This window comes from Caballeronia calidae (genome assembly GCF_900044055.2).
Taxonomy (GTDB): Bacteria; Pseudomonadota; Gammaproteobacteria; order Burkholderiales; family Burkholderiaceae; genus Caballeronia; species Caballeronia calidae.
Map to the genome: position 1 here is coordinate 64591 of NZ_FCOX02000011.1, position 22287 is coordinate 86877.

The following is a 22287-nucleotide window of genomic DNA, read 5'->3' on the forward strand; positions in this document are numbered from 1 at the left end:
GCGCGCCTGTCATTTCACGAGGCGCAGCCGCTTCGTCACGATCGTGCCTTCCTTGCGATCGATGAGCCACGCCGCATCGACGCTTCCATTCAGTGTCGATGTTCTGCGCGTGATGTCCGTGGGTTCTTCGTCGGTGGGCGCGCTGTGCTCGACGTCGTCCAGCAGATAGGGCGGCGCAAGGGTGCAGATGAGAACGATCGCGAAGTCGTCGTTGTCGTGCTCGTGATCGAACTTCGGCAGGAGCGTGCGGCCTCGTACCGTGGTCTTCATGCCGCCTTGCGGCCTCAACTGGATGATGTCGAAGGTCTGAACGAATCCCTTCGCTTTCGCCTCCGGCGCGACGACGAGCTTGCGGCCGCTTTGGCCCTTTACGGTCTCCTTGAGCAGAATCGCGTCCGGATTCTCCGGCGCCGCCAGCGACACGTTCACGGTGAGCACCTTCTTCTTCGACAGGTAGCGCACGCCGTAGGAAACCGGGATCACGAACGTGAACGTGCGATCCGCCCGCGCGTTCGTCTGCGTTTTCGATTGACTCGCACCGTCCGCCGCCGAAGCGCCTTGCTGCGATTTGCGGAACGGATGCGAAAGAAACGCCCGCACACGGTTCGTGATCGATGGCGCCTGGCCAGGCGCCGGGTGGCCCGCGAGCGCATCGCGAACGTGCTCGGGATCGTCACCGGTAAAGTTGGGCGGAAGCGCATCGGCGGACATGATCGCCGGCGCCGATGCGTCGCTCGCCGGGACCGCGAACGTGGACACCGGCCCGCACAGCAGCGCGCAGGCCACACATAGAGCGGCGCAACGTCGACATTTCAATAGAGACACCTGCCACTCCTGGCGCAAGAAGCCGAGGTCATGATGAAGTGGCTATCTTAAAACGAAGCGCACGGATCGGCATCTTGCATGCGTGATTATGAATTCAATCCATGCGGGCATACTCATCGATCGTCGCGAGCGCGCCGCCGCGCAGCTTCGTCGCGGCGCGCAGGAGCGCTTCGCGTAGCGCCGGATTACGCGCGAGCGATGCGGGGAAGACATCGCTCACGGCGAGCAGCGCATCGACGAGGTGCTCGGGCGTATCCGCGCGTTCGGCGGCTTGCGTGAGGCGTTCGGCGAGCGGATCGCTGATTGCATAGCGAGCGCCATCGTCGGCACGTCCGCGCAGAAATGCGAACCACGCCGCGACCGCGAGCGCGAGCCGTTCGATCGGCTGGCCCGCATCGAGCCGTGCCGCAATGGTCGACAGAATGCGCGGCGGCATCTTCTGGCTGCCGTCCATCGCGATCTGAGCGCAACGGTGCTTCAGCGCGGGGTTCGCATAGCGATCGAGCAGCGCGTCGCGGTATCCGGCGAGATCGAACGACGCGGGAACGGCGAGCGTCGGCGCGATCTCGCGCGTCATCATCGCGTGGATCAGGGTTCTGAGGGGCGCGTGGCCGACCGCGTCGCTGATGGTTTCGAAGCCCGTCAGCATCGACAGATACGCGAGCGTCGAGTGCGTCGCGTTCAGCATGCGCAGCTTCGCGATTTCGAACGGCGCGACATCGTCGACGAGCTGCGCACCCGCCGTTTCCCACGCCGGGCGTCCGGCCGGAAAACGATCCTCGATCACCCACTGGCGAAACGGCTCGCACGGCACGGGTATTTCGTCGCGCATGCCGAGGGCCGCTTGCGCGGCTTCGCGGTCGGCGTCGGTCGTGGCGGGGACGATGCGGTCCACCATCGTCGACGGAAAGGCAACCTCCGTCTCGATCCACGTGGCGAGCGCCGGATCGAGCCTGCGCGCGAACGAGCATACGGCCTGGCGGAGCGCGTCGCCATTGTGCGAGAGGTTGTCGCACGAGAGCACGGTGAACGGCGGCTTGCCCGCGTCGCGGCGCGCCTTCAGCGCGGCACAGAGAATGCCCGGCACAGTGGAAGGCGCGTCCGGATGCGCGAGATCGTGCGCGACGCCCGGATGGGCGAAGTCGGCGTCGCCCGTGCGCGGGTCGAGGCAATAGCCTTTCTCGGTGACCGTCAGCGACACGATGCGTACGCGCTCATCGGCGAAGCGTTCGAAGAGACGCGCACGATCGAACGGCATCGCCAGCACTTCACGCAATGCGCGCACGACCGTCACGCGCACGCCTTCGGGACCACGCTCGACGACGCTGTAGAGGCCGTCCTGTGCCATCAATGCATCGCGTTTGCTCACGTCGCCTTGCAGCGTGACGCCGCAGATGCCCCAGTCGCCGGCCTGCGCGAGCATCGCCTCTTCCGTATAGAGCGCTTCGTGTGCGCGATGAAAATTGCCGATGCCCAAATGCACGATGCCGATGGCGGGCTCATGCCACCCGGACGACAGGCAATGCGCTTCGAGCGCAGAAAGGGAAGAACGGGAAAGCGTTGATTTGTCAGTCATGTTCGATGGCATTTTGAATTCAGAATGGGGAAAACCCGTAATTGACGATGTAACATACTGGTATGGTAGTATCCGCCACATCGAATGCCCATTCAAGGAAATCCCTATGAAAATCATCCGCGCCGACGTGATCGTGACGTGCCCCGGCCGCAATTTCGTCACGTTGAAGGTGGAGACGGACGAGGGCATCCACGGTATCGGCGATGCAACGCTCAATGGCCGCGAACTGGCCGTCGCATCGTATCTGAAGGACCATGTGTGCCCATTGCTGATTGGGCGCGATGCGGGACGCATCGAGGATACGTGGCAGTTTCTCTATAAGGGCGCGTACTGGCGGCGCGGTCCCGTGACGATGACGGCGATCGCGGCTGTCGACATGGCGCTCTGGGATATTCTCGGCAAGGCCGCGAACATGCCGCTCTACAAGCTGCTCGGCGGTGCGTCGCGCGAAGGCGTGATGGTCTATGGGCACGCTACGGGCCGCGATATTCCCGAAGCACTCGACCGCTACGCCGAGCACGTCGAAGAGGGTTACAAGGCGGTTCGCATTCAATGCGGCGTGCCGAACATGCGTTCGGTCTATGGCGTCGCGAAGGGCAACGGCATGTACGAGCCTGCGACCAAGGGCTCGGTGGAAGAACAGAGCTGGTCCTCCGAAAAGTACCTCGATTTCGTGCCGAAACTCTTCGAGGCCGTGCGGGACAAGTTCGGCTTCGATACTCATCTCCTGCACGACGTGCATCACCGTCTCACGCCGATCGAAGCCGCGCGGCTCGGCAAATCCGTCGAGCCGTATCGACTGTTCTGGATGGAAGATCCGACGCCTGCCGAGAACCAGGCGGGGTTCCGCCTGATCCGCGAGCACACCGTGACGCCGATCGCGGTGGGCGAAGTGTTCAACAGCATCTGGGATTGCAAGCAGTTGATCGAGGAACAGCTGATCGACTATATCCGCGCGACGCTCACGCATGCGGGCGGCATCACGCATCTGAAGCGCATTGCGGATTTCGCGTCTCTGTATCAGGTGCGCACGGGTTGTCACGGTCCGTCCGATCTCTCGCCGGTCTGCATGGGTGCGGCGCTGCACTTCGATCTGTGGGTGCCGAACTTCGGCGTGCAGGAATACATGGGCTTCCCGAAAGAAGCGCTCGACGTGTTCCCGCATGCATGGTCGTTCGATCGCGGAATGATGCATCCGGGCGAAGCGCCGGGGCACGGCGTGGACATCGACGAGAAGCTGGCCGCGAAGTATCCGTACGACCCGGCGTATCTGCCCGTGGCGCGCCTCGAGGACGGCACGCTCTGGAACTGGTGAGCGCGCCTGGTTTTACGCATCCAAAACACAAGATTCCGGAGAGAGACATGGCAGACAGAGAAACCAGCGCGATGCTGCGCCGGGTGGCGGCGGCATCGACTATCGGCACGGCGGCGGAGTATTACGACTTCTTCGTGTATGGCACGGCGGCGGTGCTCGTGTTCGGCGCGAAATTCTTCCCGAGCCACGATCCGCTGATCGGCACGCTCGCCGCGTTCGCCACCTATGCGGTCGGCTTCGTCGCACGGCCTATCGGCGGGATCGTCTTCGGGCATTTCGGAGACAGGATCGGACGCAAGAAGGCGTTGATCGTCACGATTCTGATAGTGGGACTCGGCACGTTCGCCATCGGTCTGTTGCCGGATTATTCGCAGATCGGTATCTGGGCGCCGGCGGCGCTCGTGCTGATCCGCGTGCTTCAGGGTTTCGGCGTCGGCGGCGAGCAGGCCGGCGCGGTATTGCTCACCGCCGAATACGCGCCGCCGCGTGAACGCGGTTTCTTCGCGAGCCTCGTGCAACTCGGCGCGCCCGCGGGCTTTCTGATTCCGTCGGGCATCTTCGCCGTGCTCACCGCCGTGCTTACCCACGAGCAGCTGATGAGCTGGGGCTGGCGTCTGCCGTTCCTCGGCAGCATCGTGCTGGTCGTCGTGGGGCTCTATATTCGCTTGCGCACCGAGGAATCACCCGTATTCGCGGCGATCCGCGAGACCAAGGCCGTCGAGTCGCGCCCTGTCGTGGAAGTGGTGAAGCAGCACGGCGCGACGATCGCGAAGGGCGTCGGCGCGAAGCTGATCGAGGCGTGCACGTTCGCGATGTACACGATGATCGTGCTCGCCTACGGCCGCGCGCACGGCATCGCTGACGCGTTGCTCCTTCAGACGATCATCGTCGCGGTGCTGCTCGAACTCATCGCGATTCCGCTCGCCGGCGCGCTGTCGGATCGCATCGGCAGGCGCGCGACTTTTATTGCGGGCGCGGTCCTGCATGTGCTGCTCGTGGTGCCGCTCTTTCATGCGATCGACAGTGGCAGCCGCCTCGCGATTCAAACCGTGATGATCCTCGCGATCTCGGTCGGCCACAGCCTTTGCTATGCGCCGCAGGCGTCGCTCTTTCCTGAACTGTTCCCGGCGCGTGTGCGCTGCAGCGGTATCGCGCTCATCTGGCAGATCGGCTCGCTCATCGGCAGCGGCGTGCTCGGGCTCGTCGCGGTCAAGCTGATCCAGGCGACGGGCGGCAGCTCGATCGGGCTCATCGCTTATGTGGCGGTGCTCGGCATCATCTCGACGATTTCGCTCCTGCTGCTGCCCGAAACCGCGCCGGTGCGGCTCGGCGGCGATCTGCACGACTGGGGCGCGCCGCAGCATGACACCGTGACCGTCGAATCTCACGCAGCACCGGCGCTCGCCGCGCGCCGCTGAGTGCATGCAAAACGCTTCATACAAAACGCAATCCGCATATCCCAGCGCACAACCCAGGACACCGATCATGCTCGCAGCCGTTCTCCACGAACCGAAGAAACTCGTTATCGACGAGATCGACACGCCCGAGCCGCAGCCCGGCCAGGTGCAGATTCGCGTGCGCGCGGGCGGGATCTGCGGCTCGGATCTCTCGTATTACTTCAAGGGCAAGAGCGGCGACTTCGCGGTGCGCGAGCCGTTCGTGCTCGGTCATGAAGTGGCAGGCGAGATCGCCGCACTGGGCGAGGGCGTGACCGGCCTGCAGGTCGGCCAGCGCGTCGCGGTCAATCCCGGCCTGAACTGCGGCACGTGCCGCTTCTGCGTGAAGGGCATGCCGAACCATTGCCTGAACATGCGCTTCATGGGCAGCGCGTCGACGTTTCCGCACATGCAGGGGATGTTCCGGCAGTACATCACGGCCGCCGCGCGCCAATGCGTGCCGGTGCCGGACACGCTCGATTTCGCGCAGGCGTCGATGGCCGAACCGCTCGCCGTCGCGCTGCACGCGTTGAAGCTCGCCGGGTCGCTCGTCGGCGCGAAGATGCTGCTGGTCGGCTGCGGGCCGATCGGCTGCATTGTGCTGGCGGCGGCGCGTCGCGCGGGTGCGCATCGCATCGTCGCGCTCGATCTGGCCGAGAAGGCGCTCGCGATGGCCGCGTCGCTCGGCGCGGACGAAACCGTGCTCGCGAACGATCAGGCGCGCATCGACGGCTGGTCGCGCGAGCGCGGCACCTTCGACGTGGTGATCGAGGCATCGGGCAGCCCGGCCGGGCTCGACACCGCTCTGCGTTCGGTGCGCGCGGGCGGCACCGTGATCCAGCTCGGCAACCTGCCTGCCGGCCAGTCGCCTGTCGCCGCGAATCTCGTGATGGCGAAGGAACTGCGTTATCAGGGCTCGTTCCGCTTCACGGACGAATACGTGACCGCCGCCGACGAGATCGCCTCGCAGCGCATCGATCTTCGCCCCTTGATGACGCACGCGTTTCCGCTCGCGGAAGCGAACCGCGCATTCGAAGTCGCTTTGGATCGCAACCAGTCGATGAAAGTGCATCTGCAATTCGACTGATACCGGCGCCGTAAGGTGCATTCAAAATTCAACATTCATAAAACCGCCGGGCCGAAAGGACAGAAGAAGCGGTGCATCGGAGACTCGACATGATCAAAAGTCAGCGATGGTTCGTCGTCGGCCTGCTGTTCCTCGCGGGCGTCGTCAACTATCTCGACCGTGCGGCGCTATCCATCGCCGCGCCGCTCATCCAGAAGGATCTGCATTTCACGCACGCGCAGATGGGCGTCGTGTTCAGCAGTTTTTTCATCGGGTATGCATTATTCAATTTCGTCGGCGGCGTGCTGTCGGACAAGATCGGCGCCAAGAAAGTGTTCGGCGGCGCGATGGGCATCTGGTCGCTGTTTTGCGGCGCGACCGCGCTCGCGAGCAGCCTCGTCTCGTTGATCGTGCTGCGCGTGCTCTTCGGCATGGGTGAGGGGCCGTTCAGCTCGTCGAACAGCAAGATGGTGAACAACTGGTTTCCGCGCCGCGAAGTGGCGAGCGCGATCGGCGTCATCAGTTCGGGAACGCCGCTTGGCGGCGCGCTCGCCGGTCCGATCGTCGGCTATATGGCGATCCAGTTCGGCTGGCGCTGGGCATTCGTCATCATCATGCTGATCGGTTTCGCGTGGCTCGTGCTGTGGGTCCTGTCGACGACCGAGCATCCGCAGCAGAACAAGCGCGTCACGCAGGCCGAACTCGATCTGATCGTCGCGGGCCAGCAGGAAGGTGCGTCGATGGAGCACGGCGCGCACGGCAAACAGGCAAATCTCGGCTTCTATCTGCGTCAGCCGATCATCCTCGCCACGGCGTTCGCGTTCTTCGCGTACAACTACGTGCTCTTCTTTTTTCTCTCGTGGTTCCCGACCTATCTCACCGAAGCGCATCACATGTCCTTGCGCGACATGAGCTTCGCGACCGTCATTCCGTGGCTGCTCGGCAGCATCGGGCTCGCGGCGGGCGGCTTCATCACCGATGCGATCCTGCGCATCACAGGCAAGCCGCTGATGTCGCGCCGCATCGTGCTGACGGTGTGTCTCGGCATGGCCGCGCTGAGCGTCGCGTTCGCGGGGCGCGTGGAGAGCACGCAGAGCGCGGTGGCGTTGATGTCGGTCACGATCTTCTTCCTCTATGTGACGGGCTCGGTCTATTGGGCCGTGATTCAGGACACGGTGCGGCGCGAGAACGTCGGCGGCGTGGGCGGCTTCGTGCATCTGCTCGCGAACCTGGCTGGCGTGATCGGACCGGCGGTGACGGGCTTCATCGTCGAGGCGACGCACGGCGCTTATGGCAGCGCGTTCGTTCTGGCCGGCGCGATCGCGGTGCTCGGTGCGCTATGTTCGCTGATGTGGATCCGCGAGCCGAGAACGCGCAATAAACCCGAAAGCGCTGCAAGTGCTGCGTGATAGTATCGGGAAGCGGGGCACGCACAGGTGCCTCGCACTCTTCTCATAAGCGTTCAGGTTTCAATCATGCAAGACGGTATCGTGTCGAATGGTTCAGCAGCGGTGCGGCGTGCGCGTGCGCGCAGGCCGGTCGCATCGCAGAAGATCGAGCTGCCCGATCTGACGGCGCTGATTTCGCATGACTCGCACGAGCCCATCGGCAAGCAGATTTTTCGCGCGCTGCGTCAGGCCATCTTCGCGGGACAACTCGCGCCCGGCACGCCGCTCTCGGAGAAGGAAGTATCGGAAATGTTCCAGGTCTCGCGGCAGCCGGTGCGCGAGACCTTCATCAAGCTCGTCGAGGCGGGCGTGCTGCAAGTGCTGCCGCAGCGCGGTACCTTCGTAAAGAAGATCTCGCCTCGGCAGGTGCGGGAAGGGCGCTTCATTCGCGAGGCGATCGAAACGGCGGTGGCGCGCAAGGCTGCCGTCGCCATCACCGATTCCCAGCTCGACGATCTCGCCGCGAACCTGCGCGAGCAGAAGACCGCATCGAAGGTGAACGACACCAGCGCGTTCCTCGCGCTCGACGAGCAGTTCCACATGCAGATCGCGCAATCGATCGATTGCGTGGCCGCATGGGACACGATCCAGGATATCAAGGCGCAAATGGATCGCGTGCGCTATCTGAGCTTGCCCGATGTATCGCCGCTCGATCTGCTCATCAAGCAGCACGCGCGCATCGTGAGCGCGCTGAAGGCGCATGATCCCGATGGCGCCGAAGAAGCGATGCGCGCGCATCTGCGGGAGATTCTCGTGTCGCTGCATCCGATCGCGGAGCGCAATCCTGACTGGTTCGAGCCTGACGAGCCGGAACGCGTGGCATTGGGTTCGTGAAAAGGAGCGGCGCGGGCCGCTCTTTTTTACATGCGGGCATTGCAGGATGCATCGAAGCGAAACACTGAATCATTCATTTGCCTGAATCGAATACGGCTGTCGATCGCCAGAATTTTTTATCGCACGTGGTGACACGGATAACGAAACACCTCGATGCGTTTCACTGAGCAATCGGAACAGCAAGCACGATGCAGGAACAGCTTCCATCGATATACCGTCAGGCGGCCGACGCCTACAACGCGGATCAATGGCAAGCGGCTTTGCACTGGACCGAGCAGTGCATGAGCATCGCGCCGGATCACGCGGACGTCGTTCATTTGCGCGGTTTGGTTGCGTTAGTGCGGGAGGACGCCGCCGATGCCGAGCGCTGGCACCGGCCGCTCGAGGGCCACGCCTCCAGACCTGTCGATTCCGCAATGGAAAGGGGCGCCTGCTCGCGCCGACCGCGATCGTCTGCTGATTCTGAATGAGCAGGGCTTTGGCGATTCGCTGCAAAAGCCGGTGGACGATGCAAAGCATCTTCAGCCGCAACAGCGGGCGCTTGTCGTCGACTGGATGGATGAAATCGCGGATTTCGCCGATACCGCGGCGCTCGTCGCAGCGCTGGATCTCGTCATCTGCGTCGATACTTCCGTGGCGCATCTGGCGGGCGCGATGGGCAGGCGCGTATGGCTGCTCAATCGGCATCTGGGCTGCTGGCGCCGGCTGCGCGACCGTGAAGACACGCCGTGGTATCCGAACATGCGCATCTTCAATCAGAAAGCGCCCGGCGACTGGGACGAAGTGCTCGGGCGCGTGCTCGCGGAACTCGAATGGGGCGCGTGGCGGTCGTGAAGCGTGCCACGTAGCGTGCATCCGGCGCGCGGCCGGCCGGATTCCCCGATTCAAATGAAGTACCTTCAGGCAGCGGCCGCTTCCACCCGTTCGACGAACGCGCACACGGCGGCCGTCACTTGCGCGGTCGTCGCCTTGCCGCCCAGGTCGCCGGTATGCAGCGACGGGTCCGCGGTGACCGCTTCGACCGCGGCCATCACACGCTTGGCCGCCTCGAATTCGCCGAGATGCTCGAGCAGCATCACGACCGACCAGAACGTGCCGATGGGGTTCGCGAGACCCTTGCCCATGATGTCGAAGGCTGAGCCGTGGATCGGCTCGAACATCGACGGATAACGGCGCTCCGGATCGATGTTGCCCGTCGGCGCGATGCCGAGGCTGCCCGCGAGCGCGGCGGCGAGATCGCTGAGAATGTCCGCATGCAGATTGGTCGCGACGATGGTATCGAGCGTCGCGGGACGGTTGACCATGCGCGCGGTCGATGCATCCACCAGTTCCTTGTCCCACTTCACGTCCGGGAATTCCTTCGAGACCTGCAGCGCGACTTCGTCCCACATGACCATCGCGTGACGCTGCGCATTGCTCTTCGTGATGACGGTCAGCAGCTTGCGCGGCCGCGACTGAGCGAGTTTGAATGCAAAACGCATAATGCGTTCGACACCGGCGCGCGTCAGGATCGATACATCAGTCGCGGCTTCGATCGGATGCCCCTGATGCACACGGCCGCCCACGCCCGAGTATTCGCCTTCCGAGTTCTCGCGCACGATCACCCAGTTCAGGTCTTCGGGCTTGCAGCGCTTGAGCGGGGCATCGATGCCGGGCAGGATGCGCGTCGGGCGCACGTTCGCGTACTGATCGAAGCCCTGACAGATCTTCAGACGCAGGCCCCACAGCGTGATGTGGTCGGGCACGTCCGGGTCGCCGGCCGAGCCGAAGAGAATCGCGTCCTTGTCGCGGATCGCATCCAGGCCATCGGCGGGCATCATCACGCCGTGCTGGCGGTAGTAGTCCGCGCCCCAGTCGAAATTCTCGAATTTGAATTCAAAATTTTGCGTGCTGCGTGCCAACGCTTCGAGCACCTGCTGGCCGGCGGGCACGACCTCCTTGCCGATGCCGTCGCCGGGAATGGTCGCGATGCGGTACGTCTTCATGTCTCGTCTCCGTCTTCGATGTGTCGGGTGTATCTCGATGTGAGGCCACTCTACACAACTTCCAGCGCCGGAACCGCCAACGGACTCAAAGCATCTTTAACTTCGATTCACAAGTGGGCGGGATGCGCGAGGCCGTTTCAGCTGGCGGATGCACGGGAGTTTGCGGGCAGGAAGCAGGGAACGCGGCGCTATACTGACCATCCTTTCACCGCATCCCGACCGCGGGCTCATCCGAGGCGCAAGTCCACAAATTGGCTGAACACGACCTAGAAAAACTCAAAATCGACCGGGGACCGTCCGCCGCGATGCCGCGGCGCCGGCGCCACTGGTTGCGTTATGCGGTCATCGCCGCGATCCTGCTCGCGCTCGCCGCCGTGGCATTGCGCCTGACCGGCCCGCAGGCCGTGGAAACCGCCACCGTCACATCGGTTTATCCGTCGCAAAGCTATACGCTCCTGAACGCCACCGGTTATGTCGTGCCGCAGCGCAAGGCGGCGGTCGCGTCGAAGGGACAAGGGCGCGTCGAATGGCTCGGCGTGCTCGAAGGCACGCCGGTGAAGGAAGGCCAGATCATCGCGCGGCTCGAAAGCAACGACGTCACCGCGTCGCTCGCGCAGGCGCAGGCGCAGGTGAAGGTCGCGCGGGCCAATCTCGAACTGCAGCGCGCCGAACTGAAGAACGCGGAAGTCGATCTCAGGCGCTTCAGGATTCTCGCTCCGCAAGGCGCGATTCCGGCGACGCAGTATGACGCCGCGCTCGCCCGCTACGACAAGGCCAAGGCATCCATCAACAGCGACGAAGCCGCGATCGTGTCCGCGCAGGCCAATGCGCAGGCCGCGCAAGTGGCCGTCGATCAGACCGTGATCCGCGCGCCCTTCGATGGCGTCGTGCTCGAAAAGCACGCGAATGTCGGCGACAACATCACGCCGTTCTCGTCGGCGTCGGACAGCAAGGGCGCGGTCGTCACCATCGCCGACATGAAAACGCTCGAAGTCGAAGCCGATGTCGCCGAGTCGAACATCTCGCGCATCGCCGTCGACCAGCCGTGCGAGGTTCAGCTCGACGCGCTGCCCGACGCGCGCTTCGCGGGCCGCGTGTCGCGCATCGTGCCGACGGTCGATCGCTCGAAAGCCACCGTGCTCGTGAAGATTCGTTTCGTCGAGCGCGATGCACGCGTGCTGCCCGAGATGTCCGCGAAAGTCGCGTTCCTCTCGAAGCCCGTGCCGCCCGAAGAAAAGAAGGCGCTCGTCGCGGTGCAGCCGGCGGCGGTCGTCACGCGCAACGGCAAGCACGTGGTCTACCGGATCGAGCACGACACGGCGCGCGAAGTGCCGGTGTCGACGGGCGAGCGCATCGGCGAACTGATCGCGGTGCAGGGCGTGAAACCCGGCGACGTGGTCGTGCTGTCGCCCGGCGACAAGATCAAGGACGGCGCCAGAGTCACTCTGGCGAAGAAATAGCGTGAGCGCGCCGCCTCTGGTCCAAATCAGTCACGTCGTGAAGTCGTATCGGCGCGGCGTGCAGACGGTGCCGGTCCTGACCGACATCACGCTTTCCATCGGACAGGGCGATTTCGTCGCGCTGATGGGCCCGTCCGGTTCCGGCAAGAGCACGCTGCTCAATCTGATCGCGGGCATCGACAGGCCCGACAGCGGCGAGCTGCTGGTCGGCGGGCTCGACATCACGCGTCTGCCCGAAGCCGCGCTCGCGGACTGGCGCGCGGCGAACGTCGGCTTCATCTTCCAGTTCTATAACCTGATGCCGGTGCTTTCCGCGTTCGAGAACGTCGAATTGCCGCTGATGTTGACGCGCCTCACGCGCCACGAGCGGAAGGAGCGTGTCGCGATGGTGCTCGACATGGTCAACATGGCCGACCGCATGAGCCACTATCCGTCGGAGCTGTCGGGCGGGCAGCAACAGCGCGTCGCGATCGCGCGGGCGCTGATCACGGACCCGAAGCTGATCGTCGCCGATGAACCCACCGGCGATCTCGACCGCAACTCCGCCGCCGATGTCCTCGCGATGCTGCAACGCCTCAACGACAAGCTCGGCAAGACCATCATCATGGTGACGCACGATGCCCACGCCGCGAGCGCGGCGAAGGCGCTCGTGCATCTGGAGAAGGGCGAACTGATCGATGGAACGCCGCGCTAAGCCATCATGTACGTGCTCAAGCTGATCCTGCGCAACGCGCTGCGCCACAAGCTGCGCACCACGCTGACGGTGCTCGGGTTGACCATCGCCGTGCTCGCGTACGGCCTGCTGCATACGGTCGTGGATGCGTGGTACGCGGGCGCGGCGGCGGCATCGAATGCGCGGCTCGTCACGCGCAATGCGATCTCGCTCGTGTTTCCCTTGCCGCTCGCCTACGAGAACCGCATTCGCGGCGTCGATGGCGTGACGATCGTCGCGCGCTCGAACTGGTTCGGCGGGGTCTATCGCGATCCGAAGAACTTCTTCGCGCAGTTCGCGGTGTCCGAGAACTATCTCGATCTCTATCCCGAGTTCATCGTTTCCCAGCAGGCGCGCGCCGATTTTCGACGCGATCGCAAGGGCGCGCTCATCGGCCGGCAACTCGCGGATCAATACGGCTTCAAGGTCGGCGACGTGATTCCGCTCAAAGGCACGATCTATCCGGGCACATGGGATTTCGTCGTGCGCGGCATCATGGAAGGACGCGACGAATCGACCATCACGCGGCAACTGATCTTTCACTGGGAGTATCTGAACGAGACGATCCGCAAGACGACCAAGCGCAACGTCGATCAGGTCGGCGTGTATGTGGTCGGCATCGAGGACCCGGACGAGGCCGCGGCCGTCTCGCGCAATATCGACGATGTCTTCAAGAACTCGCTCGCCGAAACGCTGACCGAAACCGAGCAGGCGTTTCAACTCGGCTTCGTCGCGATGTCGAATCAGATCATCGCGGCGATACGCGTCGTGTCATATGTGGTGATTCTGATCATCATGGCGGTAATGGCGAACGCGATGGCGATGAGCGCGCGCGAGCGCATCACCGAGTACGCGACGCTGAAGGCGCTCGGCTTCGGCCCGGTGTTTCTCTCCGTGCTCGTGTTCGGCGAATCGATGGCGATCTGCGCGATCGGCGGCGGCATCGGCATACTCGCGACGCCGCCGATGGCCGAAGTCTTCAAGCACGCGACGGGCGGCGTGTTCCCGGTCTTCATGGTCTCGCACGAGACGATGCTTTTGCAGGCCGCGTGCGCGTTCGTCGTGGCGCTCGCCGCGGCGATCGTGCCGGCGGTGCAGGCGAGCCGCGTGCGGATCGTCGAAGGCCTGCGGGCGATCGGCTGAGGACGCGCAATGGCGATTCCCGTTTCCTACGTCGCACGCAATCTCTGGGCGCGCCGTCTCACGACGATGCTCACCGCGGGCGGTCTCGCGCTCGTCGTGTTCGTGTTCGCGACCGTGCTGATGCTCGACGCGGGCCTGAAGAAAACGCTCGTGTCCACCGGCGAGCGCGATAACGTCGTCCTGATCCGCAAGGGCGCGGAGACGGAGATCCAGAGCGCGATCGACCGCGCGCAGGCCAATGTGATGGAGATGCATCCATCGGTCGCGATGAACGGCGACGGCGCGCCGCTCGCATCGAAGGAAACCGTGGTGCTGATCTCGCTCACCAAGCTCGGCGCGAACACGCCCGCGAACGTCGTGATTCGCGGCGTCTCGCCGATGGGCGTGCAACTGCGTCCGCAAGTGACGCTCACGGAGGGACGCATGTTCAGACGCGGATCGTCGGAGATCATCGTCGGGAGCAGCATCGCGAAGGGCTTCGGCGGCACGCGCATCGGCGATCACTTGCGATTCGCGCAGCGCGACTGGACCGTGGTCGGCCACTTCGACGCGGGCGGCAGCGGCTTCGATTCGGAAATCTGGGGCGATGTGGATCAACTGATGCAATCGTTCCGTCGCACGAGCTTTTCGTCGATGGTCGTGCGTCTCGCGCGCAGCGATGCGTTCGAGCGCTTCAAGGCGGACATCGACGTGGACCCGCGCCTCGCCGACGAAGCCAAGCGCGAGCAGGTGTTCTATGGCGATCAGTCGAAGGCGCTGTCGACGTTCATCAATATTCTCGGCTTCACGCTGTCGACCATCTTCTCGATCGCGGCTATGATCGGCGCGATGATCACGATGTACGCGTCGGTGGCGAATCGCGTCGCGGAGATCGGCACGCTGCGGGCGCTCGGGTTCAAGCGCTTCGATGTGCTCGGCGCGTTCCTGCTCGAAGCATTGTTGCTCGGGCTGGTCGGTGGTGTCGCCGGGCTCGGCTGTGCCGCGCTCATGCAGTTCGCTTCGTTTTCCACGACCAATTTCCAGACCTTCGCGGACCTGTCGTTTCGCTTCCTTCTGACGCCTTCGGTCATTGCGCAGACGCTCGGCTTCTCGCTCCTCATGGGTTTGATCGGCGGATTTCTGCCGGCGTTGCGGGCTTCGCGGATGAATATCGTCGACGCCTTGCGGGCGCGATGATTCGATTTCATCGAACGATCGATGCAGAACTATTCGATATTCAGCACCGATAGCGCGGCGTAGAGTGGACTCACCCGGCGATTTACTTATCGCTTTCGATTCCGCTTCGAAGGAGCATCCATCATGCCGCTCGTCCGCATCTCACTCGTGAAAGGCAAGCCGCGCGACCACATCCGCGCGATCTCGAACAGCGTGCACGATGCGCTCGTGGAAGCGTTCAAGGTTCCCGCCGACGATCGCTTTCAACTGATCGAGCAGCACGACCGCGAAGACTTCATCTACGATCCAGGCTATCTTGGCGTCGAACGAAGCGATGACCTCGTGTTCATCCACATCACCGCGAGCGACTGGCGCGACACCGCCACGAAGAAGGCGTTCTACAGGACGCTCGCCGCGAAGCTCGCGGCATCGCCGGGCTTGCGGCCCGAGGATGTGCTGATCGCGCTCGCGCCGAATCGCCGCGAAGACTGGTCGTTCGGCCACGGGCTCGCCCAATATGTGGAGGACGCGGCCTGAAAAACGAAAGGAGAGACGCACGATGAGCCCCACGACCCTGAAAGGCGCGTGTCATTGCGGCACGGTCACGTTCGAAGTCGATACGCCGATCGAACCCGCCGTGCGCTGCAATTGCAGCCTTTGCCGGCGGCGCGGCGCGGTGATGTCGCCGCCGTTTGCGGCGGACAGACTGCGCATCCTTTCAGGCGAGGGCGAACTCGCGATGTATCGGTTCAACACGCACGTCGCGAAGCATTTCTTTTGCAAGCGCTGTGGGATTTACACGTTCCATCAAACGCGGACGAATCCGGCGGAGTGGCGCGTGAACCTCGGCTGCATCGAAGGCGTCGATGCCTATTCGCTCGATGCGCCCGTCGCGGACGGCGCGAGCAGCTCCGTCGTGACGAGTCCATAGCCTGCTGCCGTGTGAGTGAAAGGTGTTAGGAATGGCAAATGCTATATCCCGGCACCCACAAGCCGTTCGCCTCCGAGGTCCTGTAGCGCAACCGCGTTTCAGACGAGCGGCGTCCGATAACTACACTCACACGGAGCGCCGTCATGGCCCAGAAACCTTCGAACGAACCCGATGCGGTACGCCGCCGTCTGCTTGCCGCGCTCGCCAGCACGGCCATGCTGTCCGCATGCGGCGGCGGTGGCAGCGACGACAAATCGGGCACGGTCACGCCGACGAGCCCCATCGGCAACATTCCGCCCGATCGCGCGAACCTGCCGCGGCCTGCGCTGCCGGCACCGGCGACATCGGGCATCGATCACATCGTGCTGGTCACGATGGAGAACCGTTCGTTCGATCATATGCTCGGCTGGGTGCCGGGCGCGGAAGGTCAGCAGGCGGGCAGGCAGTTCACCGACGCCTTCGGTGAAACGCATCCCACGTTCGCGCTGTCGGCCAACGCGGCCTATGGTTTCCAGGGTTGCCAGTTCGCGGACCCGGATCATGAATACGACGCGGGCCGCACGCATCTCGCCAATGGCGCGATGAACGGCTTCCTGCTCACGCCGGGCACGAACAAGACGCGCGGCGATCTGCTGCCGATCGGTTATTTCACGGGCAGCGATCTCGAGTTCTATCGTCAGGCGGCCGCGCAATACACCGTCTGCGACTACTACATGAGCGGCATTCTCGCCGATACGTTTCCGAACCGCGTCTATCTGCACAGCGGCGAGACGGACCGGCTGAGCGACACGCTCGATACCTCGTCGCTCTCGACGATCTGGGACCGTCTCGACGCAAAGAACGTGTCGTCGACGTACTATTACAACGACGTGCCGTTCACGGCGCTCTACGGCACGCGTTATGTCGGGCGCTCGAAGCGCTTTTCCGATTTCGTTTCCGATGCGGCCGGGGGCAATCTGCCGTCGTTCTGCATGGTCGATCCGAGCTTCGGCGGCGAGGCGAACGGCACCTCCAACGACGATCATCCGCACGCCGATGTGCGCAACGGTCAGGCGCTGCTCGGGCAGATCTACGAGGCATTGCGCACGGGCCCGAACTGGAGCAGCACGCTCATGATCATCGTCTACGATGAATGGGGCGGCTTCTTCGATCATGTCGCGCCGCCGGTGAGGCCGCTGACATCGGCTGAGCAGAAGCTCGGCAACGACGGCCGCCTCGGTTTTCGCGTGCCCTGCATGTTGCTCGGGCCGCGCGTGCGCGCGAACAACGTGGCGCGCTATCCGTTCGATCCGAGCTCGATCCATCAACTGCTGGCCTGGCGCTTCGGGCTCGATCCGCTGGGCGTGCGCGCGAGCGATCCCAGCACGTTCAACATGGCCTATGCGCTCGATCTGAACGCCGCGCCGCGCACCGATGCGCCCGCACTCGCGGTGCCGCAAGGGCCGTTCGGACTCGAATGTTCGAACACGCCGGCGATCGGCACGGGCCTCGGCACCGTCGACAAATCGCAGATCGCGAAGGCGGCAGAGGGCGCATCGCAAACGCCGACACCCGGCGGACGTTTCGCCGACCTGCGCGCCAAGGCGACGGCGCTCGGCTTTCCCTCCTGACGCACAGGCGTGGCACGCGCCGGTCGAGTCGCAACAAGCGGCTCGGCCGGAAAGATATCGAAAGTTTTCTCTTGCCCTTGTGACGCACGCGCTGCGGGCGCCGAATGCTATCGTGCCTTCACATACGATTCTTACAAGGGCGCCATGCGCAGCACATGGATCAGAGGCACGGTCAGATCGCAGCTCGACGCGCAGATCATGGCGTTCTTATCGAAGCATGCGCGCGCGACGAAGCCGCTCATCGACATGCGGGTGGCCATCAGAAATGAAAACGGAGAGATTTACCGGCTGATCATCGCGGACGGCGTGATCGAAATGATTCGCGCGGACAAGTTTCTCGTCAGCATTGGCTGCATCGAAGAAAGCACGGACGAATTCGATAGTCTCTTTCGCGTGCCTCTTTGAACGGACGGATCATTCGAAACGCAGCGTCATGAACACCGAATCGTGATACGTACCGCCGATCTTCAGCGCGCGCGGCTCCCGCGCGTATTCGACGAATCCCGCCGCGGCGTATAGCTTGATCGCCGCGAAGTTATCGGGTGCCACTTCGAGCTTGATTTCACCGACGACACCGCGCGCGTGCGCGAGCACGCAATCGAGCAGCGCTTGCGCAAGTCCCGTGCCGCGCGCGCTTTCGCGCACATACATGCCCCACAGCATGCCTTTGTGCCTGAGCTTCGCGCCCGGCGGCACGAGAAGTCCGGCTACACCGGCAAGCGTTCCGTCGCTCGCATAGCCGCCGAATACCGCGTGATCCGCGATACGTGCGCGAAACCATTCGAGCGCTTGCGTGTGTTCATCGTCGTAGGAAGCGCCGAACGACGCGGGATAGCGTTGCAGGCCTTCGAGACGGATGGCGCGAAATGCTTCGGCATCGGCGGGTGTGAGGCGGCGAAACAATGGCGCTAATGTTTTCGGCATGATGCGCTGTGGGCGAAGCGGAATTGAAACGTCCATCATAGCCGAGCTTCGAAATCTCACTGAGGCAATGATCTCCATCGACGATTACTAATAAAACCTTGAACCATGAGTCGATGAATTTCGTTGAGTAATGCTGACCGCGCAGATCAACATAGCGCACGCCGTACCGCGCTTTACAAAGCCGATGAATTCCAATATTGATAAGAAGCGGCTTTCTGACCTTCGGGTCGATCGGATTCGGGCTTCCACCGCGCGGAGGTGAAGACATGGCAACGCGGACAAACGCGCGACGGCATCGCTCGATCAAGCGCGCACAGGCGACGCTGCTCGCGCTGGCTTCGATATTCGTCGCGGGCAACGCTTCTGCGACGGAAGGCGCGTTGGGACGCCCTGTCGCGGGGACGAGCGTGCTGTCCGGCGTCGGCATCGTGCCGACCGAACCGGTGTGGATCGCGAGCCTGCAGACCGTCTATCTCGATGGCTCCATCGGTGCCAGCCGTCCGGTGCCCATCGGGGGACAGACTTCGCTGGGCCTGAACGGCGAGCTGTCGCTCACGCTCGCGAGCCTCCTGAAAGTATGGGGAAGCTACGGCGGCTGGGCGTTCGCATCGGGCATCACGCTGCCCTACATCTGGGAGAAGGTGACGGGCAGCTTCGCCACCGGCCAGTTCATCAGTACGACGAGCGATCGCGCGTCGAATCTCTATGACATGCTCTTCACGCCGATCGAAGCGGGCTACCAGATTTCGGAGACCGATCACATCGCGCTGTCCTTCAACATCTGGGCGCCGACGGGCAATTACGAAGCGGGCGCGCTCGCGAACCCGAGCCTCAACAACTGGACCTTCGTGCCGACCGTCGCCTATACGAAGCTCGTGCCGAAGTACGGCCTCGAGTTCGACGCGGTGATGGGCTTCCAGTTCTACACGCGCAATACCGCGACGAACTACCAGAACGCGCCGCTCTTCACGCTCGACGTGATGGGCCTCAAGAAGTTCGCGAACGGCTTCGGCATGGGCGTGGTGATGGGCACCGTGCAGCAGCTCGGCAACGACACCGGCCCGACCGCCGATCGCCTCAACGGCTTCGTCGGGCATGACTTCACGGTCGGCCCGATCGTCACCTACGAGACGAAGATCGGCGGCAAGGCGCCGCTGTCCGCGAGCGTGCGCTGGGTGCCCTCGGTCACGAGCACCAACCGGCTGAAGAGCACGAAGACCTTCATGGCGACGGCCACGCTCGTGTTCTGACGCACTTCCACTTCTGTTTCATTCCGCCTTGCCGATCACCCAGCGATAGTACGGATTCGCGCGATCCGCCTGCAGCACCGCGCCGATATCGCTCGTCCATGCCTCACGATCGCCGCGATACGCATCGAGCCCAGCGCGATAAAACGCGTGCAGCGTGCGGCGCTCGGCGGCGAGCGTGTCGATGAAGGCCGGGTCCGCGTTCGTGAGCGGCGGCGCGCTTTGCAACGCGAGCATGTGCGAGAGCGTCGCGGGAAAATCGCCGCGACGCACCCACGGCGCATATTCGATGCGCGGATCGTCGTCCGTGACGGGGCGCGCGTCTTCTGCGTAATAGGCGAGGGCGGAGCGGTCCGCGATCCACGTCGCCGCCAACGCTTCCGGCGACGCGATGCCGACTTCGCGCAACGCACGCGCGACGTCGGGCTGCGCGAAACGCGCGCGCAGGCGCGGCACGTCGAGCGGCATCGGCTGCATCGAGCCGACGAGCATCATCTCGTGAAACTCGGTCGTCCAGAGGGCCGCATGCGGAAACACCTGCAGGAAGCTCTGGATGAGCGAGCGCGTCTGATCCTCGTTCTGCGTCGCGAGCGGCAGCCATTGCGCGACGATGCCGCCTTCGTTCAGACGTGCCGCCGCGAGGCGATAGAAGTCCGTCGAATACAGATTGACGACGCCCGCCGCGGACGGCGGCGGCGGCTCCAGCGTGACGAGATCGTAACGTTCGCCGCGCGACAGCAGTTCGCGGCGGCCATCGGCGACACGCACATCGATGCGCGGATCGGCGCTCATGCCGAAATTGCCGTCGAAGCGCGACGACGCGCGCACGACCGCGGGCAACAACTCCGCGACGACGCGCTTCTCCAGTGTCGGCCACGTGAGCAGCGCGCCGCCGGTGATGCCGGTGCCAAGGCCGATGACCAACGCAGAACGCGGCGTGCCGGCATGCACCATGAGCGGCGCGAGCGCCTGCAGACGCATGTAGCGGCGCGAGGTCATCGCATCGCCGGAATTCGACACGCCTTGTATGTAGAGCCGGCGAAAGCGTTGCGCGCCATCGCCCTGATCGAGCACCGCGACCGTGCCGCCCGCGCTTTCCTCGTAATACGCGAGACTGCCGCCGTGCGAAGTCGCCAGCAGCGCGCCGAGGCGATCGGCGGGCGTGACGATCGCGACGATCGACGAGAGCGCAGCGATCGACGCGCACACGACGATGCCCGCACGCCGCGCGATGCCGCCGCTCAGCGCCGCCGACAAGCCGATCAGACCCGCCGCGACCGCAAGCACGCCGAGCGAGCGGATGAGCCCGAGCGACGGCACCAGCTCGAAGCCCGCGAACAGCGTGCCCGCGATGCCGCCCGCCGTGTTGAGCGCGAGCACGCGCCCGACATCCGCGCCGATGCCCGAGTTCGTATCGCCCGCGCGGCCGTTCGCGGCCATGCGCAGCGCGAAGGGGAAGGCGGCGCCGAGCAGCAGCGTCGGCACGAGCACGATCGCGCAGGCGGCCACCGCGAAGCTCGCGCACATCGACGTGAGCAGATTGCCGGTCGCGGCGAGCGCGAGCGCCGATGCATGCCGTTGCGCGTCCATGAGCCAGCCGCCCGCGCCCGCGACGCCGCCGAGCGCGCAAAGACCCGCCATGCCGACGAGCACGCCGAACGCGCTCCACGGATCGCGCACGCGGTCCGCGTGGCGCGCGGCGATCGCGCTGCCGAGCGCGAGCCCGAGGAGGTAGGTCGCGAGCACGATCGAGAACGCGAAGCTGCGCGTGCTGATGAACTGCGCGATCGCTTGCGACCACACGACTTCATAGCCGAGCGCGATGCCGCCCGCGACCGCATACAGCGCGACCGCGATGCGCGCGTGCGCCGCATCGGGCGACGATTGCGCCCGCGGCGCATCGGCGGCGATGGATGCGGCCAGACCCGGCCGTGGCTGACGCGAGATCGCCACGGCGCCGAGCGCCGCGACGGCGTTCAACGCGCCTGCGGCGAGTGCGCTGCCTTGCACGCCGAGCAAGGGAATCAGCACGAAGGCGGGCAGCAGCGCGCCCGTGATCGCGCCCGCGGTGTTCGCGGCATAGAGCCGTCCGCCCGTGCCGCCGACGCCCTGTCGCGATGGCGCGAGCGCGCGCGTGAGCACCGGCACCGTACCGCCCATCGCGATGGCGGGCACGCCGACGAGCGCGAAGGGCAGCGCCCACGCGAGCGGACCGGCGCTCGCCTGAAACGCGGCGAACAGCGCGGCGCTGTGCGCGAGTGCCTGCGTCGCGCCGATGCCGAGCAGAAGTGCCGCGATCTCCAGGGCCGCATAGAACAGGAAGGGCCGTCCGGCGCGATCGGCGAGCTTGCCGAAAAGCCATCCGCCGAGCGCGAGGCCCGCGAAGAACGCGCTGATCGCGATCGTCACCGCCTGAACTTCGATGCCCACGACGAGCGTGAGCTGCTTCACCCACAACACCTGATAGATGAGCGCCGCCGTGCCGGATGCGAAGAGCAGCAGCGCGGGCCACGTGAGACGCATGGCCGGCGCGGCATGACGTGCCTGGCGGCCTGCACGGTGACGGATCGGTTTCGTATGCCCGGCGCTGAGATGGCTCATCGCTTGCAAGTTCCGAGGA

General features: G+C 64.4%; 20 protein-coding genes. 15 read left to right on the forward strand and 5 right to left on the reverse strand.

The window, feature by feature from the left end:
* Positions 1–9 precede the first annotated feature (9 nt).
* Both AWB78_RS12885 and AWB78_RS12890 read right to left on the reverse strand, forming a co-directional pair.
* Positions 10–825 carry a hypothetical protein gene (locus tag AWB78_RS12885; RefSeq protein WP_062604970.1) on the reverse strand — a complete coding sequence of 272 codons (816 nt, stop codon included), beginning with the start codon at positions 823–825 and terminating at the stop codon, positions 10–12.
* A gap of 94 nt (positions 826–919) precedes the next feature.
* The gene (locus AWB78_RS12890) at positions 920–2401 is read right to left on the reverse strand and encodes a mannitol dehydrogenase family protein (RefSeq protein WP_062604971.1); all 1482 of its coding nucleotides are present in this window, start codon (positions 2399–2401) and stop codon (positions 920–922) included.
* Between the two features lie 106 nt (positions 2402–2507).
* Here AWB78_RS12890 and manD point away from each other — a divergent pair, with 106 nt between their 5' ends.
* The 6 genes from manD (at position 2508) to AWB78_RS49700 (ending at position 9334) form a co-directional block, all read left to right on the forward strand.
* Positions 2508–3716, forward strand: a complete 1209-nt coding sequence (gene manD / locus AWB78_RS12895) for a D-mannonate dehydratase ManD (protein WP_062604972.1) — start codon at positions 2508–2510, stop codon at positions 3714–3716.
* A gap of 47 nt (positions 3717–3763) precedes the next feature.
* Positions 3764–5134: an MFS transporter gene (locus AWB78_RS12900; RefSeq protein WP_062604973.1), complete on the forward strand. Its 1371-nt coding sequence runs from the start codon at positions 3764–3766 to the stop codon at positions 5132–5134.
* A gap of 67 nt (positions 5135–5201) precedes the next feature.
* Positions 5202–6239, forward strand: a complete 1038-nt coding sequence (locus tag AWB78_RS12905) for an L-idonate 5-dehydrogenase (RefSeq protein WP_062604974.1) — start codon at positions 5202–5204, stop codon at positions 6237–6239.
* Between the two features lie 89 nt (positions 6240–6328).
* Positions 6329–7627, forward strand: coding sequence for an MFS transporter (locus AWB78_RS12910; RefSeq protein WP_062604975.1), 1299 nt, complete (start codon positions 6329–6331; stop codon positions 7625–7627).
* Positions 7628–7693: 66 nt separating this feature from the next.
* Positions 7694–8500, forward strand: coding sequence for a GntR family transcriptional regulator (locus AWB78_RS12915; protein WP_062604976.1), 807 nt, complete (start codon positions 7694–7696; stop codon positions 8498–8500).
* A 357-nt stretch (positions 8501–8857) separates the two neighbouring features.
* The gene (locus AWB78_RS49700) at positions 8858–9334 is read left to right on the forward strand and encodes a glycosyltransferase family 9 protein (RefSeq protein WP_062604977.1); all 477 of its coding nucleotides are present in this window, start codon (positions 8858–8860) and stop codon (positions 9332–9334) included.
* Between the two features lie 65 nt (positions 9335–9399).
* Here the strand turns inward: AWB78_RS49700 and AWB78_RS12925 are convergent, their stop codons facing one another.
* Positions 9400–10485, reverse strand: a complete 1086-nt coding sequence (locus AWB78_RS12925) for a tartrate dehydrogenase (RefSeq protein WP_062604978.1) — start codon at positions 10483–10485, stop codon at positions 9400–9402.
* Between the two features lie 251 nt (positions 10486–10736).
* Here AWB78_RS12925 and AWB78_RS12930 point away from each other — a divergent pair, with 251 nt between their 5' ends.
* The 8 genes from AWB78_RS12930 to AWB78_RS12965 all read left to right on the forward strand — a co-directional run bounded on the left by AWB78_RS12930 (position 10737) and on the right by AWB78_RS12965 (position 17901).
* Positions 10737–11945: an efflux RND transporter periplasmic adaptor subunit gene (locus AWB78_RS12930; RefSeq protein WP_062604979.1), complete on the forward strand. Its 1209-nt coding sequence runs from the start codon at positions 10737–10739 to the stop codon at positions 11943–11945.
* Position 11946: 1 nt separating this feature from the next.
* Entirely contained in the window at positions 11947–12639 is a 693-nt protein-coding gene (locus tag AWB78_RS12935) for an ABC transporter ATP-binding protein (RefSeq protein WP_062604980.1), read from the forward strand.
* A gap of 6 nt (positions 12640–12645) precedes the next feature.
* Positions 12646–13800: an ABC transporter permease gene (locus AWB78_RS12940; RefSeq protein ID WP_062604981.1), complete on the forward strand. Its 1155-nt coding sequence runs from the start codon at positions 12646–12648 to the stop codon at positions 13798–13800.
* Positions 13801–13809: 9 nt separating this feature from the next.
* Positions 13810–14976, forward strand: coding sequence for an ABC transporter permease (locus AWB78_RS12945; protein ID WP_062604982.1), 1167 nt, complete (start codon positions 13810–13812; stop codon positions 14974–14976).
* A 123-nt stretch (positions 14977–15099) separates the two neighbouring features.
* On the forward strand, positions 15100–15492 hold the full coding sequence (locus AWB78_RS12950) for a tautomerase family protein (protein ID WP_062604983.1): 393 nt from the start codon (positions 15100–15102) through the stop codon (positions 15490–15492).
* Positions 15493–15514: 22 nt separating this feature from the next.
* Positions 15515–15886: a GFA family protein gene (locus AWB78_RS12955; protein WP_062604984.1), complete on the forward strand. Its 372-nt coding sequence runs from the start codon at positions 15515–15517 to the stop codon at positions 15884–15886.
* Between the two features lie 143 nt (positions 15887–16029).
* Positions 16030–17496 (forward strand): alkaline phosphatase family protein, encoded by a 1467-nt coding sequence (locus AWB78_RS12960; protein ID WP_062604985.1) that lies wholly within the window; start codon positions 16030–16032, stop codon positions 17494–17496.
* A gap of 9 nt (positions 17497–17505) precedes the next feature.
* Positions 17506–17901 (forward strand): hypothetical protein, encoded by a 396-nt coding sequence (locus AWB78_RS12965; protein ID WP_232477687.1) that lies wholly within the window; start codon positions 17506–17508, stop codon positions 17899–17901.
* A 9-nt stretch (positions 17902–17910) separates the two neighbouring features.
* Here AWB78_RS12965 and AWB78_RS12970 read toward each other — a convergent pair whose 3' ends face one another.
* On the reverse strand, positions 17911–18420 hold the full coding sequence (locus tag AWB78_RS12970; RefSeq protein WP_062605067.1) for a GNAT family N-acetyltransferase: 510 nt from the start codon (positions 18418–18420) through the stop codon (positions 17911–17913).
* Between the two features lie 302 nt (positions 18421–18722).
* Here AWB78_RS12970 and AWB78_RS12975 point away from each other — a divergent pair, with 302 nt between their 5' ends.
* On the forward strand, positions 18723–19670 hold the full coding sequence (locus AWB78_RS12975; RefSeq protein ID WP_062605068.1) for a SphA family protein: 948 nt from the start codon (positions 18723–18725) through the stop codon (positions 19668–19670).
* 18 nt (positions 19671–19688) lie between these two features.
* On the opposite strand, the gene AWB78_RS12980 is transcribed toward AWB78_RS12975, so the two are convergent.
* Positions 19689–22268 carry a fused MFS/spermidine synthase gene (locus AWB78_RS12980; RefSeq protein WP_062604987.1) on the reverse strand — a complete coding sequence of 860 codons (2580 nt, stop codon included), beginning with the start codon at positions 22266–22268 and terminating at the stop codon, positions 19689–19691.
* Positions 22269–22287 lie beyond the last annotated feature (19 nt).